The following is a 16,372-nucleotide window of genomic DNA, read 5'->3' on the forward strand; positions in this document are numbered from 1 at the left end:
TGAGGAGGTAGGTCCATATGCTATCCATTGTCGACATCGATCGCGGCACACCCGCGGTGAAATCCGACACAGTGGTGACGCTGGAGATCGACGGCCGCAGCATCCAGGTACCGGAAGGTACGTCAGTGATGCGCGCCGCCGCGCAGGCCGGCATCAATATTCCCAAACTGTGCGCCACCGACATGCTCGAGGCCTTCGGCTCCTGCCGCCTGTGCCTGGTCGAGATCGATGGGCGCAAAGGCTATCCGGCTTCATGCACCACACCGGTAGCCGCCGGCATGAAGGTCAGCACGCAGACCCAGAAGCTGGCCGAGATCCGGCGCGGGGTGATGGAGCTTTATATCTCCGACCATCCGCTGGATTGCCTCACCTGTCCCGCCAACGGCCATTGCGAGTTGCAGGATATGGCGGGCGTGGTCGGCTTGCGTGAAGTGCGCTATGGCTATGAGGGCGCCAATCACGTTTTCGCCAAGGACAAGCAGGGCGAAGCCAATCCGCATTTCGTGGCCAAGGATGAGTCGAACCCATACTTCACCTTCGATCCGTCCAAGTGCATCGTCTGCTCGCGTTGCGTGCGTGCCTGCGACGAAGTGCAGGGCACTTTTGCGCTGACTATTCAGGGGCGTGGCTTTGAGTCGAAAGTGTCGGCCAGCCAGGACAACCGCTTCCTCGATTCCGAATGCGTGTCCTGTGGCGCCTGCGTACAAGCCTGCCCGACCGCAACGTTATCGGAAAAATCGCTGATCGACCGCGGCCAGGCCGAACACAGCGTGGTGACCACCTGTGCCTACTGCGGCGTCGGCTGCAGCTTCCGTGCCGAGATGAAGGGCGAGGAAATCGTGCGCATGGTGCCGAACAAGGACGGCCATGCCAATCACGGCCATTCCTGCGTGAAAGGTCGTTTCGCGATCGGTTATGCCACCCATCCGGATCGCATTAATGTGCCGATGATCCGGCAGAAGATCAGCGATCCCTGGCGCATCGTGAGCTGGGAAGAAGCGATTGCGCATGTGGCCAGCGAATTCAAACGGCTGCAGGCCGCGTACGGCAAGTTCTCGATTGGCGGCATCACCTCCTCACGCTGTACCAATGAAGAAACCTATCTGGTGCAGAAGCTGGTGCGCGCCGGGTTCGGCAATAACAACGTGGACACCTGCGCGCGGGTTTGCCACTCGCCGACCGGTTATGGGCTGAAGTCGACGCTGGGCGAATCGGCCGGTACGCAGGATTTCGATTCAATCGAGCATGCCGATGTGGTGCTGGTGATCGGCGCGAATCCGACGGATGCGCATCCGGTGTTCGGTTCGCAGATGAAGCAGCGCCTGCGTGCAGGGGCAAAGCTGATCGTGATCGATCCGCGACGCATCGATCTGGTGCGCACGCCGCATATCAAAGCGGACTACCACCTCAAGCTCAGGCCGGGAACCAATGTCGCGGTACTCGATACGTTGGCTCATGTGATCGTCGCGGAAGGTCTGGTCGACGAGGCGTTTGTTGCCGCACGCTGCGAACCAGCAGCCTTCGAGAAATGGCGTGCTTTGGTGGCGCAGGAAAAATACAGCCCCGAAGCCATGGAAGCCGAAACCGGCGTACCGGCCGAACTGGTGCGTGGCGCGGCACGCCTGTACGCCACGGGTGGCAATGCGGCGATCTATTACGGATTGGGCGTTACCGAACATTCGCAGGGTTCCACCGCGGTCATGGCGATTGCCAATCTCGCCATGGCGACCGGCAATATCGGCCGCGAAGGCGTGGGCGTGAACCCGCTACGCGGGCAGAACAATGTGCAAGGTTCCTGCGACATGGGCTCTTTCCCCCATGAGTTTACCGGTTACCGGCACGTCGGCGATGCATCGGTACGTGGTTCGTTTGAAGACGCCTGGGGTGTACGCTTGCATGATGAGCCCGGCTTGCGCATTCCCAATATGTTCGAGGCCGCGCTGGATGGCAGCTTCAAGGGGCTTTACATCGAAGGCGAAGACATCGCGCAATCCGATCCGAATACCCAGCACGTCACGGCAGCCTTGCAGGCGTTGGAGTGCGTGGTGGTGCAGGACCTGTTCCTTAACGAGACGGCCAAGTTCGCGCATGTCTTCCTGCCGGGCAGCTCGTTCCTGGAGAAGGATGGCACTTTCGTCAATGCCGAACGCCGCGTTTCACGCGTGCGCAAGGTGATGGAGCCGAAGGGCCGTTATGCGGATTGGGAAGTGACCCAGTTGCTGGCCAATGCCATGGGCTATCCGATGAACTACACGCATCCATCGCAGATCATGGATGAGATTGCGCGGCTCACGCCGACCTTCCACGGTATCAGTTTCGACAAGATCGATCAGCTCGGATCGGTCCAGTGGCCTTGCAACGAGCAGCATCCGGAAGGCACGCCGGTCATGCATGTGGGCGAGTTCGTGCGTGGCAAGGGGCGTTTCATGCTGACCGAATACGTACCGACCTCGGAAAAGGTCAACGCCGAGCATCCGCTGATCCTGACCACCGGCCGCATCCTCAGCCAGTACAACGTCGGTGCGCAGACGCGCCGCACCGCCAATGTGATGTGGCACGACGAGGATCGTCTGGAAATCCATCCGCACGATGCGGAAGAGCGCGGTATCAAGGAAGACGACTGGGTCGGTATCGAAAGCCGCGCTGGTCAGACCGTGCTGCGAGCGAGGGTTTCCGAGCGCATGCAGCCTGGCGTGGTCTACACCACCTTCCATTTCCCCGGCTCCGGCGCCAATGTCATTACCACTGAAAATTCGGACTGGGCAACCAACTGCCCCGAGTACAAAGTGACTGCCGTGCAGGTCACGCGTGTCAGCCAGCCGTCGGAATGGCAGAAGCGTTACCAGGCTTTTTCCAACGAACAACAGGCATTGCTGGATGCAGCCGAAACACCCTGAAAGCCCGGCCATCGGTCAGGGCTACGTGACGCGTCGCGTTGACCGTTATCGGCATGGCGAACACGAGCAGTTGAACGACGCGATCACCGAAGAAGTGCCGGTGGCAATGATCTACAACGATGTGCCGTTCGCCGTGATGATGGTGACGCCGCTGGACCTGGAGGATTTTGCGCTTGGTTTTTCCTTGAGCGAGGGACTGGTGGCGACGCAATCGGAATTGACCTCCATCGAAGTGCGTCCGCGTCTTGAAGGGGTGGAGCTGGTCATGCAGGTCGCCACCGATGCGGTGGAGCATCGTTTGGGCAGCCATGGCGAGCGCCTGTTGCCGGGGCGCAGTGGTTGCGGCCTGTGCGGCGCGCGCATGCTGGAAGACGCCGTGCGTCATCCCGCGCCGGTGGGTGAGGGGCCGCGGGTCACACCAGCGGCGCTGGAGCGTGCGCTGGATTCCTTGCGCGCCGCGCAGCCGGTGAATGGCGCCACGGGTTCCGTCCACGCCGCGGCGTGGGTGCATGTGGATGGCCGTATCGCGATGGTTCGCGAAGACGTTGGCCGGCATAACGCGTTGGACAAGCTGATCGGCGCGATGGTCAAGGCCAGGCTCGACCCGCAGCAAGGATTCCTGGTCGTCACCAGCCGCGCCAGCTACGAAATGGTGACCAAGGCGGCCAGCGCGGGCATCACCTTGATGGCTGCCATCTCCGCGCCCACTGCCTTGGCGATTCATCTGGCCGAAAGCACCCGCCTCACCTTGGTTGGTTTCGCCCGCCCGGGCAGTTATGTGGTTTACACGCATCCGCAACGCTTGGTGCATGCGGCAGGAGTGAAGGCATGAACATCGAGCGGCTGATCGCCATGGCCAACGATATCAGCCATTACTTCGCTGCCGAGCCGGATAAGGCGGCGGGTGCGGCAAGCGTTGCCGATCACCTGAAAAGGTTTTGGGAGCCTGGCATGCGCCGGCAGATCGTGGCGCATCTTCATGCGGGTGGCGAGGGGCTGGAGCCGTTGACCAAGGTGGCGATTGAACGGCTTGCGCAGATCGACCCAAAAGCGATGAGCTAGCCCAATCTACGCGCCTGTCCAGTAGCGAATCGCTTCCGGCGGTAGATGCAATGCAAGTGTTTCCGGCAGTGGCTGGTTGCCATGCATCGCGACCCATAGCCTGGCCTGTCCGCAGCGCATGCCCCATTGCGTGACACGGCCATTAACATGGCGTACCTCGACGGTTGCCGGTATGGCGTCAGACGATGCATCACGGATGTCTGTGACGCGAATCGCCGAGGGATCAATCATCCATTCCACTTGCATGCCCACAACCGCCTGACCTTTGATCGGCAGTGACACGCCACCCTCGGGCCACACCAAGCGTGGCGCACTGGCCGTGCCGTCGATGTGCCCGCGATGCACGTTGCGATAACCAAGCAAGCGCGCCGCGGCGCCGCTGACCGGTTGGGTATACACCGCTTCCGGAGTACCGATCTGGATAATGCTGCGTCGGTGCATCAACACCAGGCGATCGGCTACTGCAGCCAGATGCGGATCGTGGCTCACCGCCAGTGCAGGAATGCCGAATGCATGGACTTCGGCGATCAGTTCGGCCATCACATCCTCGCGCGTGACCGGATCGAGCGCTGAAGTCGGTTCATCCAGCAACAACAGTTGCGGCCGGCGCGCCATGGCGCGCGCCAAGGCAACGCGCTGTTGCTGGCCGCCGGAGAGTGTCACCGGATAACGCTCGGCCCATTCGGCCATATGAACGCGTTCAAGCCATTGCATGGCCTGTTGGCGGCGTTGCGCGCCGTGCAAGGCAAACGCCACGTTCTGCCAGGCATTGAGGTGTGGAAACAGGGCGTAGCCCTGCGGCAGATAACCCACTGCGCGATGTTGCGCGGGCAGGCCGCCGAAGGGCTCGCCTTGTGCGGGAACCAGTCCGGCGATGGCCCGCAGCAACAGCGACTTCCCTTCGCCACTCGCGCCTAGCAAGACAGTGAAACCCTCGACATCGAAGGCGGCATGCAAGGCAATTGGATGCTGGAGGGTGTAGTCGATGCGCATCAAAGCAGGTGCCGCCGACGTACCGCCAGGCCCAGCATCAGCGGTAGCGGCATCGCTACCAGGAAAAATACCCAGAGCAATGGATACACTGCGCTCAAACCGATGTTCTGCAGATTCACCCACAGTTTGACCGGAATGCCTTGCGGGTAATAAGCAACGATCAGCACCGCGCCAAATTCGCCCAGCGCACGTACCCATGCCAACGCAATGGCTGCAGCGAGCCCGAGCCGCGCCAGCGGCAGGCTTACGTGCAGAAAGCTGCGCCACGGAGAATGGCCCAAGGTGAGTGCGATCTGCTCCAGCTCGCGCGGTACGCTCTCGAAAGCGGCGCGTGCCGCCATGACGTAGTAGGGCAAGGCGCTATAGAACTGCGCCATTACAAAAGCGGGGACGGAATTGGTCAGTACCAGTCCGGCGCGTTCCAGCAGGCTGCCCGCAGGTGCATAGGGGCCATACATCGACGCCAGCAACAAACCCAGTGCCAGCGGCGGTGTAAGCAAGGCCAGTAACAGCAAGGCATCGATCAGCCATTTGCCGCGCATCGGATGTCGCGCCAGCCACCAGGCCAGCGGCGTGCCCAGGGCGATGATCAGGATGAGTGCGACAAGGCTGTAGAGCAGTGAAACCAGCACGGCGCTGCCATCGCCGTCAGCGAAGCCGAAGTCCCGCCAGTGCGTGACCATGACCAGGCCGATGAATGGCGCTGCCAGCAGGATCAGCGTCAGTGCGCTGACGGCAACCGGCAGGCGTGCGCGATGCGTGGCTTCTCTCACAGACCGTTTCCGCGCGGCGGACTGTAGCCATGCTCGCGAAACATGGCCTGGCCTTGCGGACTTTGCAGAAAGGCCACGAAATCACGGGCCAGTTGCGGTTGCCGTGCGTTGCCGAGGACGGCGGCATAGAACACCAGCGGTTGCACTTTCAGCGTCTTGCCGTTGTCCAGCGTGATCGATGCGCGGTCGTACCACGATGATTGCATGGCTGGATCGCCCAGGTTGATTTCATCGGGCAGGCTGATGGTGGGCAGATCATGCGATTGTGCTGCACTGAGGTAGCTGACGGCGGCGTCGATCTGGCCGGCTTCCAGCCGTGACATCAGCGATGGCTCCGTGAAGATTTGCGCGGGATTCTGCGGTGAACCGGTGATCCGCTTGAGCAAATCCGGGCGATGGTAGTAGTCCGCGGCGAGCTGCAGAGCAAGTAGCACGTTGGCGCCCTGCGGATCTACGGCAGGATCGGTGCGTCCCAGGCGCAGCCCCGGTTCGCTCAGCACGTCATACCAGGTTTTTCTGCCTTGCGCCGCGGCGGCAAAATCACCGGCGAAGCGGCTCTTCGGGCTGTAGCTGATCACCATCTGCGTGCTGGCGACGGGAACCGCATTGGCCACCATGTTGGCTTGCTTCAGCACCTGCATGGGGCCGGGCGTGATGGTGACGAAGACATCCGCCTGCAATTGATGTCCCGCCAGCAAATGTGCCAAGGCGTACGATCCCTGACCGATGCCCTGGTAGCTGGCATGGTGAGCACTGGCGAAAGTGGGGCCCGCGGCGCTATCCATCACGACGCCCATTGAGCCCGCATAGGCGACGCGCAGCACTGGCGTGTCTTGCGCCAGCAAGGCCGTACAAACCAGGCTCAGGACGAGTAACCGCCAGCTCCCTTTCCCCTTGGGGAAGCAGAGCAGGGCGAGGGACCGCCTTGGCAAGAAACGCAGCAGTTTCACGAAGCTTTTCCTTCGCCAGATTTATGTAAGCGCTTGCGCGCGCTATCGCGCACATCGACGTCGAACAGGATGTCCAGTTTGCCGCCCTCTGGCGTGGACAGATCAAAGTGCAAGCCTTCGCGCGACGGCAAGCGCGCGCTGAGTGTGCGTACTTCGGCGTCTGGCAGGCCGATGCGCCAATGGGCGTCTTCACGCTGCCAGCCGAGCTGGCGGGCGAGGTGAACGTGCTGTATTTCCTGGCGCCCGTCCGGCAGCCGCGTGCGGTTCTCGGCGACGCCGCCGGCCAACAGTTGCGTCAGCTCCGCTTCGTCGACACGTAGCCGCAGGGTCTGACCTTCCAGTTGCACTCTCATTCGCATACCTCGTGCCAGGTTTGTTCGGTATTGCAGTCGACCAGTTGTGTTTCTTCGTTGGCTTGTAGGGGGAGCGCGCTGGCGCCGACGCGTTCCTGCAAGGCGCGCAAGGAGCGAGCACGCTCGTTATCGGCGGCCATCAGCTCGATCAATGCAGCGCGGCAATGTGCATCCAGCCGCAAGCGCATCGGCAATACATGCCCCGCGAAATGCGTACTGCCCACAGGTGTTGTCGTGGTGAGCAGGCGTTGCAGCAAGGCGGGTTGCAGACGCGGCATGTCGACCGGAACGATCAATAATTCTGCATCCGCGCAGGCCGCAGCAATACCGGCGATGCCACCAAGCGGCCCCGCGTGCGCGATGGAATCGGCAATGCCGTGGTAATCGGGACGCTCCCCGCTGACGTGCACGGTATCCAGGCCGACGGCATGTAGCGTGGCGATCTGGTGTTCGATCAAGGGACGCCCCTGCCAGGGCAGCATGGCCTTGTCGCGCCCCATGCGCGAGGAAAGCCCGCCGGCCAATACCACGCCGATGCGCGGCATGGGGTCAGTGGCCGTGTCCATGCTTGTTTCCGCCCTGTTTCGCTGCAGCCAGCTCGGCATCCCGGTGTTCTTCGCACAGGGAACAACCTTCACTCCAGGCGCTGTCGCCATCGACATAGTGCTCCTGCTTCCAGATCGGCGCTTCGTGCTTGACGGCTTCGATGGCCAGCCGGCAGGTGCGAAAGGCTTCGTCGCGATGTGGCGTGGCGGCAGCGATCACGACGGCGAGATCGCCAATACGCAAGTGGCCCTTGGCATGCGCGATGTACAACTTCATAGGGCCGCCGACTTCCTGGCGCGCGCGTTCGCCAATGGCCTGGAAGGTGCGTAGTGCCAGCGGTTCAAACAGGTCGTAGCTGACGCCAGTCACGACGCGTCCAAGATTGTGTTGCCGCACGCGGCCGATAAACGTGGCGACGCCGCCAAAGCGTGGATCGGAGACGAAATCGAGCGCGCCTGCAACGTCCAACGGCGCGTGGGCGATATCGACAACGGCGGTATGGATGTCGGTCATCGGCTCAGCCTCCGCTTACCGGCGGCAAGATCGCAAGCATACCGTTCTCCGGGATTTGACGATGATTGTGAAGAACTTCCTCGTCGCTGGCGAAGGCCGAACGCTGGATCAGGTTGGGGCTGATGGTTAGTGCGTGTTCGCGCACATAGCGCTGCACCGCTTCGCGCACCTGGGCGATGGTGCTGTGATCGGGCACATCGAGTTCGATGAAGCCGCGTGCATCGGCATCGCGCAAGGCCCCGAACAAGGTGATCCGCAGCATCATGCAGCGCTCTCGCAAGGCAAGGGGAATTCAAGATGGCCGGGGCCGTAGACGTCGACATAGGCGCCGGCGGACAGGGCATCGACATCGGCGGGCACGATGCTCCAGGCATTGGCGTCCGACAAGGGGCGGATGCGGTAGGACTCCTGGCCATCCAGCACCTCTACCGCCAGACGGCCCTGGGCATCGATGCGCAGCCTGCTTTTCAGATGGAAGCGCAGGCGCGGCTTTTTGCTGTACGCGTTGAACAACGGGACTCGCCGCGGTGTTTCGTTCGGCAAGCCAAGCATGACGCGCAAGGCGGGCTCTACAAAAAAGCGCAGGCCGACCGCTACCGCAATCGGATTGCCGGGCAGGCCGAACAGCAAGGCGTCGCCGGGCAGGCGCGCAAACAGCAATGGTTTGCCCGGGCGAATGGCAACCTTGTGGAACAGCGTTTCGGCGCCAATGCGTTCCAGCGCCTGTGGCACGAAGTCGTAACGGCCCATCGATACGGCGCCGCTGGAAATAATGACTTGCGCGCCGGCTTCGCGTGCGCGACGCAGGGCCGACTCAAACGCAACGGCGTCGTCGCCGACGGTTTCCACATGCACGACATCTGCGCCGGCCAGTGGCAGGCGCGCGGCGAGGAACGGACCGTTGGAGTTGCGGATCTGTCCTGCCGCGAGTGGCTGGGCCGGATCGTCGACCAGCTCGCGGCCGGTGCACAGCACTGCCACGCGTGGGCGTTCGGCGACGTGCACTTCGGCGATACCCAGCGCCGCGAGCAGCATCAGATGCTGGGGCGCCAGCACTGTTCCTGCGCTCAGCACGGTTTCGCCGTGATGCACATCCGATCCGGCATGACGCACGTTTTGCCCTGACTCGACATGGGCGAGCAGGCGAATACGCGATGCTGCGAGGCGCTCGGTTTGCTCGACTGGAATCACGCGATCCAGGCCATCCGGCATGCGCGCGCCGGTCATGACCTCCCACGCGCCACCACGTGTGCGGGCGATGCCGTCACCCGCGGCGTGTTCGCCTTCGATCTCCAGTTCGGTGCCGGCGGAGACGGTGGTGTCGCCATGCAGCGCAAAACCGTCCATCGCCGAATTGTCGAACGGCGGCAAATTCATGCTGCTGGTAACGGAGGTCGCCAGCACACGGCCGAGACACCGGGTGCTTGAGCAGGCTTCATTCGGCAGACGCGTGCTGGCGCCCAGCACGATGCGCAAGGCGTCTTCGTAGGCGAGTGTGTCGCCGCTCATGCGTGTCCTCCACCTGCGGCCATGCTCAGCGCGTGGGCGAGAATCGGCGCGAGAATATCCATGCCCTGCGCCGCCGCCTTGGCGCTGCCGGGCAGGGCGATGATCAGCGTCTCGCCGATCAGCACGGCTTCGGCGCGGCTGAGCCAGGCCATCTGCGTGTGCTGGCTGCTCTCACTGCGAAACAGCTCGCCGATGCCTTCGACGTGGCGATCCGCCACCAACGTCAGCGCTTCCGGCGTACGGTCGCGCGGTCCCAGGCCGGTGCCGCCGGTGCAAAGCACCAGGCGTACACCACTGGATGCGAGCGCCCGCAGGCGCGCCGCCAGCGGTTGCGGATCATCCGCCAGCACGTCGGCGTGATCGATATCGGCGCCAAGTTCACGCAGACGATCGACCAGCAACGGGCCGGCCATATCGGCATACTCGCCACGGCTGGCGCGATCGCTGAGCGTCAGCACCGCGGCGCGGATCGACTCCAACCGGGCGATGGCGCGTGGCTTGTAGTGCGCGTGTTCGTCATCACTCATGCCATCGGGATGCAGCCACAAACCTTTCTTGCCGCCTTCCTTGAACAGCAAACGCACCCCGCCGAAGGACAGCGCCGGTTCGACCGGCTTGGTGAGGTCGTACAAGGTCAGCAGCGCAGCACTCGTGCCAGCCAAGGCTTCCATCTCGACTCCGGTGCGCGCGAAGGTGGCGACCTCGCAATAGACGCGGATGGCGTGACGCTCAGGGACCGGTTCGCAACGTACGTTGATGTATTCCAGTGGCAGCGGATGGCATAGCGGCATCAGTTGCGAGGCGTTCTTGGCGCCTTGCAAGCCGGCGATTTCGGCCATCGTCAGCGCATCGCCCTTCGGTAAGCGGCGTTCGACGATCTGCGCGAAAGCCATGGCCCCTGCGCTCAATTCGCCCACCGCCACGGCGCGGCGTGCAGTGATGCGTTTGTGGCGCACGTCGGCCATCTGGAAGTGGGTGCGATCCTGCAAGGGTTAGCCTCCGGTGGATGCGAGATGAGGGGTGATGCCGGTGCGGCCTTCGTGCAGGAAATGTCCTTGTTCCTTGCGGCCGATCTGACCGCCGATGGCATGCACCAGGTCGTCAAGCTGTTCGTCGGCCTGCAGCAGTGGGCGCAGTGGTATGCCGAATTCGCCGAACAGGCATAGGCGCAGGTCGCCGGTCGCGGTGACGCGCAGTCGATTGCAGCCGGCGCAGAAGTCTTTCGAATACGGCGCGATGATACCGATGCGGCCGGCGTAATCCGGGTGACGGTACTCGCGGGCGGGACCGGCGTCAGCAGCGCGTGGCAACACCTGCCAGCCGGATTCCAGCAACTGGGTTTCAAGTGTTTCAGCGCGAACGTGGTGGTCGCGGAAGTACGGCAGGTTGTCGCCGGTCTGCATCAATTCGATAAAGCGCACGCCGAGGCGGCGCTCGCGCAGGTAATCGAGCCAGGACGGCAGCTGCTTGTCGTTGACGTCGCGCAGCAGCACGGCATTGAGCTTGACCGACGGCAGGCCTGCGGCAAGCGCCATGTCCACGCCATGCAGGATGTCTTCCAGGCGGTCGTGGCCGGTGATGCGCGCGAACACGGCGCGGTCGAGGCTGTCCACGCTGACGTTGATGGCGTTCAGCCCGACATCCATCCACTCATGCAGTTTGCGGGTCAGCAGGGTGCCGTTGGTGGTCATGGCCAGCCTGGTGATGCCAGGCACGGCGGCGGCGGTACGCAGGATGTCCGCAAGATCATGGCGGACGCTGGGTTCGCCACCGGTAATGCGCAGCTTGTGCATGCCAAGCACGGTGAAACCGCGCAGCAGGCGAGTGATCTCCGGCAACGACAATGGCTGCGCAGCCTTGGGATCGGGGTGATAACCATGGGGCAGGCAATACGTGCAACGGAAGTTGCACGCAGGAATCACCGACAGTCGTAAATACGGAAACCGGCGGCCGTAGCGATCAGCCAGCGGGGACATGGTCTGTGCTCCTTTCCAAGCCGGGAGGCGAATGCGTTTCCGCGCTCACCCTGGTGATCCTTTGATCACGGACGCCAAGCCGTATTCCCTAGGCAGGAACCGCAGGCCGGACGCCTCGGAGTTGTGGGTTCGCTGTAAGTGTAGCTATCCGCGGGTCCCGGGGGTACGTCCGGGAGATAAATGCAGTTCCTTCTGTGGCGGGCGGTGGCCGATGCCGCGATCAACCGGCCCGGATATCACGCACCACGCTGACCAGCCGATCCCGATGGGCCAGGATCAAGGCCAGCTGGCTCAGCACCAGGCGTGCGGTTTCGTCGTTTACGCCATCTGCATGCGGCGTCATGCTTTGTTCCACTTCGCTGTCGGCGATCCCGGCGGGTGTGTTTGTCGCCAATGCATCGGCCAGATGCTCAAGCTTGGTTACGGCCAGGTTGCCGGCGAGGGTGACGGTGTCGCGCGACTGCGCGGATCCGATCACCTCGCGGTGTGCGCCAAGTGCCGAAATGTGGCCCAGCATCGTATGCGCGATGGTCAGGAACCTGAGCAGGTCTTCGTTGCCGCGGCGCTGGCGACCGGGTTCACGCAGCATGTTGGCGAGCATGCCGCTGAGGGCGGCATCGGCGTTATGGGCCTCGCGCCGGGCGATCCGATAGGTCAGGTCATCGCGCTTGCCGTGGATGTATTGCGTAATGATCTGCTGCAGGTAGCGCGCATCGTTGCGCAAGGTGTCCGATAGCACACGATCCAGCTGACGGCCTTGCCAGTCAGGCAGGATGAGATAGATCGACAGCGCGGCAATCCCGGCGCCGATCAGCGTATCCAGCAGCCTTGGCCACATCACGTCATAGCCGTGGCCAGCCAGGTTGAAGCACAGCACTACGAACAAGGTGATGGCCGCGGTGGCGGTGGTATACCGCCGCAGGCGCGCCGCGAAAAACAGCACGCCCGACAGCATGATCAGCAGCAGTTGCCACGGCGCGGCCGGCAGCATGCGCAAGGTAGCCCAGCCGATGACCACGCCGATCAGCGTGCCCAGCACGCGCTGCAGCATGCGCATCAAGGTCGCCCCGTAGCTGGGCTGGCAGACCAGCAGCGTGGTGAGCAGGATCCAGTAGCCATGGCGCAGGTGGATCAGATGCAGGACGGCGTAGCCGATCATCAGAGCGATGGCCAGGCGAATCGCATGCCGGAAACGCGAGGAGCGCGGCGTCAGCTGGATGCTGATGCGTTCCCAGGCTTCGCGCAGGGTCTGCGGACCGGGGTTTTGCAGCGTGCTTTCCTCATCTTCGGTGCTGCTCATTGGCGGTGTTTCATTTTCCAGCAGCGTCTGGATCGCCGAGATATTGCGCAGCAATGCGTCGAGCGAACGCAGGAGCAAGGCCGGTGGTGCGGGTGTGTCCTTGCGCAGTGCGTCGATGGCCGCGCGCAAGTCCGATTGTGCTGCCCGCATATCGGTCTGCGTGGTGAGCGCGGTGCGCAAGCGCAGCGCATCGGCATGCAAGCGGCAATGGCGAGCCTGTAGCCGCAGGAGGTGCTCACAGCGGAACAGCACGTCGCTGTGATAGAACGCTTCGGCCAAAGCGGCGTAAGGATAGTGCGATGAGCTGATGCGCTCATGGATATCCTGTGCCTTGAAATAGAGCTGCAGGCGTGCAGCTGTCGCGCCACGGGGACGCCGCATGCCGATCCGGTCGATCAGTACGATGCGGGTGTCATTGAGCGCTTCCACCACTTGTTCGTTCTGCATCGCCAGGGTCAGCAGCAAAGCGTCCCGGTCCACGCCATGCACGGGCGTAAACAGTTCTGCCTTGCTTTCCAGGTAGTCGGCCAGGGCATCGAATACCCGGGCCAGGGCGTGCCGTACGGCCAGTTGTGGCGACAGCGTGGCCCACAGCAGGGACAGCGCGCCGTACCAGGCTGCGCCGCCAAGCAGCTGGATCGGCTCGCTCAGCATGTTGGCGGGCGGCGTGGGCTGATCCGCGCCAATCATGGTGTAGACCGCCAGGATCAGTGTGCCGCCTGCCACGGTGGCGTAGCGCGCACTGATCGCGCCCAGCATGACCAGCGCAAAGGTCATCAGCGGCAACGCGAAAGCAAATGCCAGCGGATAAGGCAGCAGCCATTCCACCGCAAAGGCCACGCCGGCGAAGCAGAACAGGGTGATGAGCAGGGTACTGAGCCGGCTGCGCCAATGATCCTCCGTTTCGGCCAGGGCGCAGGCGATCACCCCCAGCATGGCTGAAACCATCACCTCGGCGTGCTTGCTGAGCAGGCAGTAGGCGATGACGCCGCCGAGTGCGATGAGCACGCGCAGACATTCCGCCAGCCGGTCCGAGCCGCGCAGGCGGCGCCAGTGGTGGGCAATGGGGGCATGGGAAAGCATGACGCAAGCATACGATGTTGCGGTGCATCATGTCTTGCGTATCCTGCATCTCCCTCTTCGCCGGGCAGCGCCGCGGCATGAGCCGGGAGAGGGACACCGATGGAGGGTATGAGCTAGATTTCAATCCCCCACCTTTGCCACGCATCCCTGCATGTCCACGACCAGTAACGCCTCACCTGAAGCGTTCGAACTGCATGGCGTCTGCAAGCGCTATGGCGGCGTGGTGGCGCTCGACCAGGTGAGCCTGGGTTTTCCGGCCGGTAGTGCGACCGCTTTGATCGGCAGCAGTGGTTCCGGCAAATCCACCCTGCTGCGAATGCTGATCGGCCTGGAATGGCCGGAGCAGGGCTGGGTAAAAGTGGATGGGCGTGTGCTGGAACCTGCGCACGTGCTGGAACTGCGTCGCCGCGTTGGCTATGTCATCCAGGAAGGCGGCCTGTTTCCGCATCTCACGGCGTTGGGCAATCTGGGTTTGCTGCCCTATCACCTGGGTTGGAGCAGGGATCGTATTCGCGCGCGTGCTGAAGAATTGGCAACACTGGCACATCTGCCGCAAAGCGCGCTCGAACGCTATCCGGCTGAGTTGTCCGGCGGACAGCGCCAGCGCGTGGCCTTGATGCGTGGCTTGATGCTCAATCCGGGTGCCTTGTTGCTGGATGAGCCGTTAGGTGCGCTCGATCCGATTGTCCGCCACGAATTGCAGGATGAGCTCAAGCACATCTTCGATCAGCTGGGCAAAACGGTCATCGTGGTGACGCATGACGTCGCCGAAGCCGCCTGGTTTGCCGATCGCATCGTGCTGATGCGCCAGGGCAAGGTGGTGCAGGATGGCCGGCTGGAAGATCTGCGCCAGCATCCGGTTGATCCGTTTGTCACGCAGTTCGTCGAGGCGCAGCGCACCTTGCGGGAGCGAACCGCATGAAGCGCTGGGTGATGACCATGCTGGCGCTGGTGGTGGTGATGCCGGCGCTAGGCGCGACGCCGGTACGCATCGGCTCCAAGCAGTTCACCGAATCGGTGATTCTGGGTGAAGTGGCGCGTTTGTCAGCCAGAGAGGCTGGCATCGATGTACGGCATCGGCGTGAACTGGGCGGCACCAGCATTCTCTGGAGCGCTTTGTTGCATGGGGATATCGATGCCTATCCCGAATACACCGGCACCCTGACGCATGAGCTGCTCAAGAACGTTGCGCCGGATGCGGACATTCCCACGTTGCGTGCGGCGCTCAGGCCGTTGGGTATTGGCATCACCGACTCCCTCGGTTTCAACGATACCTACGCCATCGGCATGCGCGACGATCAGGCAGCGCAACTGGGTATTCGAAGCATTTCCGATCTGGTCGCGCATCCGGAGCTGCGCTTCGGTTTCTCCAATGAATTCATGGATCGCGCCGACGGTTGGCCGGGTTTGCGGCAACGTTATGGATTGCCACAGAAGCAAGTGCGCGGCCTCGATCATGCGTTGTCGTATCGGGCGCTGTCCAGCAATGCCGCGGATGCGATCGACCTATACAGTACGGATGCGGAAATTCCTTACTACCATCTGCGCACGCTTGACGACGACAAGCATTATTTCCCGCATTACGACGCAGTCTTTTTGTATCGCCTGCAACTGGAGCAGACTAATCCAGCCTTTGTCGACGTTCTGAAGCATCTATCCGGCCGCATTCACGAAGACGCCATGCGGCAAATGAATGCCCTGGTGAAACTTCAGGGAGAGAAGGAAACCGTGGTGGCGGCGGGTTTCCTGGGTGTGCAACCCGATAGCGATGGTACCGGGCTGTGGTCACGGCTGCTGCAGCGCACGCTGGAACATTTGCGGCTGGTGTTGATATCGCTCACCGCTGCGGTGTTGCTCGCCGTGCCGTTAGGTGTTTTTTCGGCACGTTCACGACGGCTGGGTCATGTGATCATGGCGGGCAGTGGCGTTTTGCAGACCATTCCGTCGCTGGCCATGTTCGTGTTCATGATCCCGTTCTTCGGCATCGGCACCTGGCCAGCGATCGCCGCGCTGTTTCTTTATAGCTTGTTACCGATTGTGCGTAACACGTATGCAGGCCTGATGGGTATTGCGCCCGATCTGCGCGAATCTGCCGCTGCATTGGGTTTGCCGCGCGGCGTACGCCTTCGTCGGGTGGAATTGCCGATGGCGATACGCTCCATCCTGGCCGGCGTGAAAACCGCCGCGGTGATCAATGTTGGGACCGCTACGCTTGGCGCGCTGATCGGCGCCGGCGGTTATGGCCAGCCGATTGTTACCGGCATTCGGCTTGATGACACGGGCCTGATTCTTGAAGGCGCCATTCCCGCGGCCTTGATGGCACTGCTGGTGCAGGGGTTGTTCGAGGGTGTGGAGCGTTGGCTTACGCCGCGCGGCATGCGCATCGAGGCGCGGCAGTAAGCGTTTCCTTGGAGGCG

At 62.7% G+C, this 16,372-nt stretch carries 16 protein-coding genes and 1 riboswitch; of the genes, 5 read left to right on the forward strand and 11 right to left on the reverse strand.

What is annotated here, in order from left to right; genetic code table 11:
- Positions 1 to 17 precede the first annotated feature (17 nt).
- Genes fdhF through ISP19_RS19380 form a run of 3 tightly spaced genes read left to right on the forward strand, consistent with a single transcriptional unit; the run spans position 18 to position 3,959 of the window.
- The gene (gene fdhF, locus ISP19_RS19370; RefSeq protein ID WP_204684055.1) at positions 18 to 2,897 is read left to right on the forward strand and encodes a formate dehydrogenase subunit alpha; all 2,880 of its coding nucleotides are present in this window, start codon (positions 18 to 20) and stop codon (positions 2,895 to 2,897) included.
- Positions 2,878 to 3,729 carry a formate dehydrogenase accessory sulfurtransferase FdhD gene (gene fdhD, locus ISP19_RS19375; RefSeq protein ID WP_204684056.1) on the forward strand — a complete coding sequence of 284 codons (852 nt, stop codon included), beginning with the start codon at positions 2,878 to 2,880 and terminating at the stop codon, positions 3,727 to 3,729. Before fdhF ends, fdhD begins: the two co-directional genes overlap by 20 nt.
- A complete protein-coding gene (locus ISP19_RS19380; RefSeq protein ID WP_204684057.1) occupies positions 3,726 to 3,959 on the forward strand; it encodes a formate dehydrogenase subunit delta in 234 nt (77 codons plus the stop codon). Before fdhD ends, ISP19_RS19380 begins: the two co-directional genes overlap by 4 nt.
- 6 nt (positions 3,960 to 3,965) lie before the next feature.
- Here the strand turns inward: ISP19_RS19380 and ISP19_RS19385 are convergent, their stop codons facing one another.
- From ISP19_RS19385 to yccS, 11 genes are all read right to left on the reverse strand, one after another.
- Complete coding sequence (locus ISP19_RS19385; RefSeq protein WP_204684058.1) at positions 3,966 to 4,952, reverse strand: ABC transporter ATP-binding protein; 987 nt, start codon at positions 4,950 to 4,952, stop codon at positions 3,966 to 3,968.
- Positions 4,952 to 5,725, reverse strand: coding sequence for an ABC transporter permease subunit (locus ISP19_RS19390; RefSeq protein ID WP_204684059.1), 774 nt, complete (start codon positions 5,723 to 5,725; stop codon positions 4,952 to 4,954). Before ISP19_RS19390 ends, ISP19_RS19385 begins: the two co-directional genes overlap by 1 nt.
- On the reverse strand, positions 5,722 to 6,675 hold the full coding sequence (locus ISP19_RS19395) for an extracellular solute-binding protein (RefSeq protein WP_204684060.1): 954 nt from the start codon (positions 6,673 to 6,675) through the stop codon (positions 5,722 to 5,724). The genes ISP19_RS19390 and ISP19_RS19395 overlap by 4 nt, the downstream gene beginning before the upstream one ends.
- A complete protein-coding gene (locus ISP19_RS19400) occupies positions 6,672 to 7,028 on the reverse strand; it encodes a hypothetical protein (protein WP_204684061.1) in 357 nt (118 codons plus the stop codon). The genes ISP19_RS19395 and ISP19_RS19400 overlap by 4 nt, the downstream gene beginning before the upstream one ends.
- Positions 7,025 to 7,594, reverse strand: coding sequence for a molybdenum cofactor guanylyltransferase (gene mobA, locus ISP19_RS19405; RefSeq protein ID WP_204684062.1), 570 nt, complete (start codon positions 7,592 to 7,594; stop codon positions 7,025 to 7,027). Before mobA ends, ISP19_RS19400 begins: the two co-directional genes overlap by 4 nt.
- Complete coding sequence (locus ISP19_RS19410; RefSeq protein ID WP_204684063.1) at positions 7,578 to 8,087, reverse strand: molybdenum cofactor biosynthesis protein MoaE; 510 nt, start codon at positions 8,085 to 8,087, stop codon at positions 7,578 to 7,580. The genes mobA and ISP19_RS19410 overlap by 17 nt, the downstream gene beginning before the upstream one ends.
- A 4-nt stretch (positions 8,088 to 8,091) precedes the next feature.
- Positions 8,092 to 8,352: a MoaD/ThiS family protein gene (locus ISP19_RS19415; protein WP_204684064.1), complete on the reverse strand. Its 261-nt coding sequence runs from the start codon at positions 8,350 to 8,352 to the stop codon at positions 8,092 to 8,094.
- A complete protein-coding gene (locus ISP19_RS19420) occupies positions 8,349 to 9,596 on the reverse strand; it encodes a molybdopterin molybdotransferase MoeA (protein WP_204684065.1) in 1,248 nt (415 codons plus the stop codon). The genes ISP19_RS19415 and ISP19_RS19420 overlap by 4 nt, the downstream gene beginning before the upstream one ends.
- Positions 9,593 to 10,561: a bifunctional molybdenum cofactor biosynthesis protein MoaC/MoaB gene (moaCB, locus tag ISP19_RS19425; protein ID WP_204684392.1), complete on the reverse strand. Its 969-nt coding sequence runs from the start codon at positions 10,559 to 10,561 to the stop codon at positions 9,593 to 9,595. Before moaCB ends, ISP19_RS19420 begins: the two co-directional genes overlap by 4 nt.
- A gap of 27 nt (positions 10,562 to 10,588) precedes the next feature.
- Positions 10,589 to 11,572 carry a GTP 3',8-cyclase MoaA gene (moaA, locus tag ISP19_RS19430; protein ID WP_204684066.1) on the reverse strand — a complete coding sequence of 328 codons (984 nt, stop codon included), beginning with the start codon at positions 11,570 to 11,572 and terminating at the stop codon, positions 10,589 to 10,591.
- A riboswitch (molybdenum cofactor riboswitch) is annotated at positions 11,565 to 11,705 on the reverse strand. It overlaps the preceding gene by 8 nt.
- An 87-nt stretch (positions 11,706 to 11,792) precedes the next feature.
- Positions 11,793 to 13,955, reverse strand: a complete 2,163-nt coding sequence (gene yccS / locus ISP19_RS19435; RefSeq protein ID WP_204684067.1) for a YccS family putative transporter — start codon at positions 13,953 to 13,955, stop codon at positions 11,793 to 11,795.
- 151 nt (positions 13,956 to 14,106) lie between these two features.
- Between yccS and ISP19_RS19440 the strand changes: the two genes are divergently transcribed.
- Both ISP19_RS19440 and ISP19_RS19445 read left to right on the forward strand, forming a co-directional pair.
- Positions 14,107 to 14,877 (forward strand): ATP-binding cassette domain-containing protein, encoded by a 771-nt coding sequence (locus ISP19_RS19440; RefSeq protein WP_204684068.1) that lies wholly within the window; start codon positions 14,107 to 14,109, stop codon positions 14,875 to 14,877.
- On the forward strand, positions 14,874 to 16,355 hold the full coding sequence (locus tag ISP19_RS19445) for an ABC transporter permease/substrate-binding protein (RefSeq protein WP_204684069.1): 1,482 nt from the start codon (positions 14,874 to 14,876) through the stop codon (positions 16,353 to 16,355). The genes ISP19_RS19440 and ISP19_RS19445 overlap by 4 nt, the downstream gene beginning before the upstream one ends.
- The last annotated feature ends 17 nt before the right edge of the window (positions 16,356 to 16,372 follow it).

The sequence above is a fragment of the Dyella flava genome (genome assembly GCF_016904955.1).
GTDB classification, from domain to species: Bacteria; Pseudomonadota; Gammaproteobacteria; order Xanthomonadales; family Rhodanobacteraceae; genus Dyella_B; species Dyella_B flava.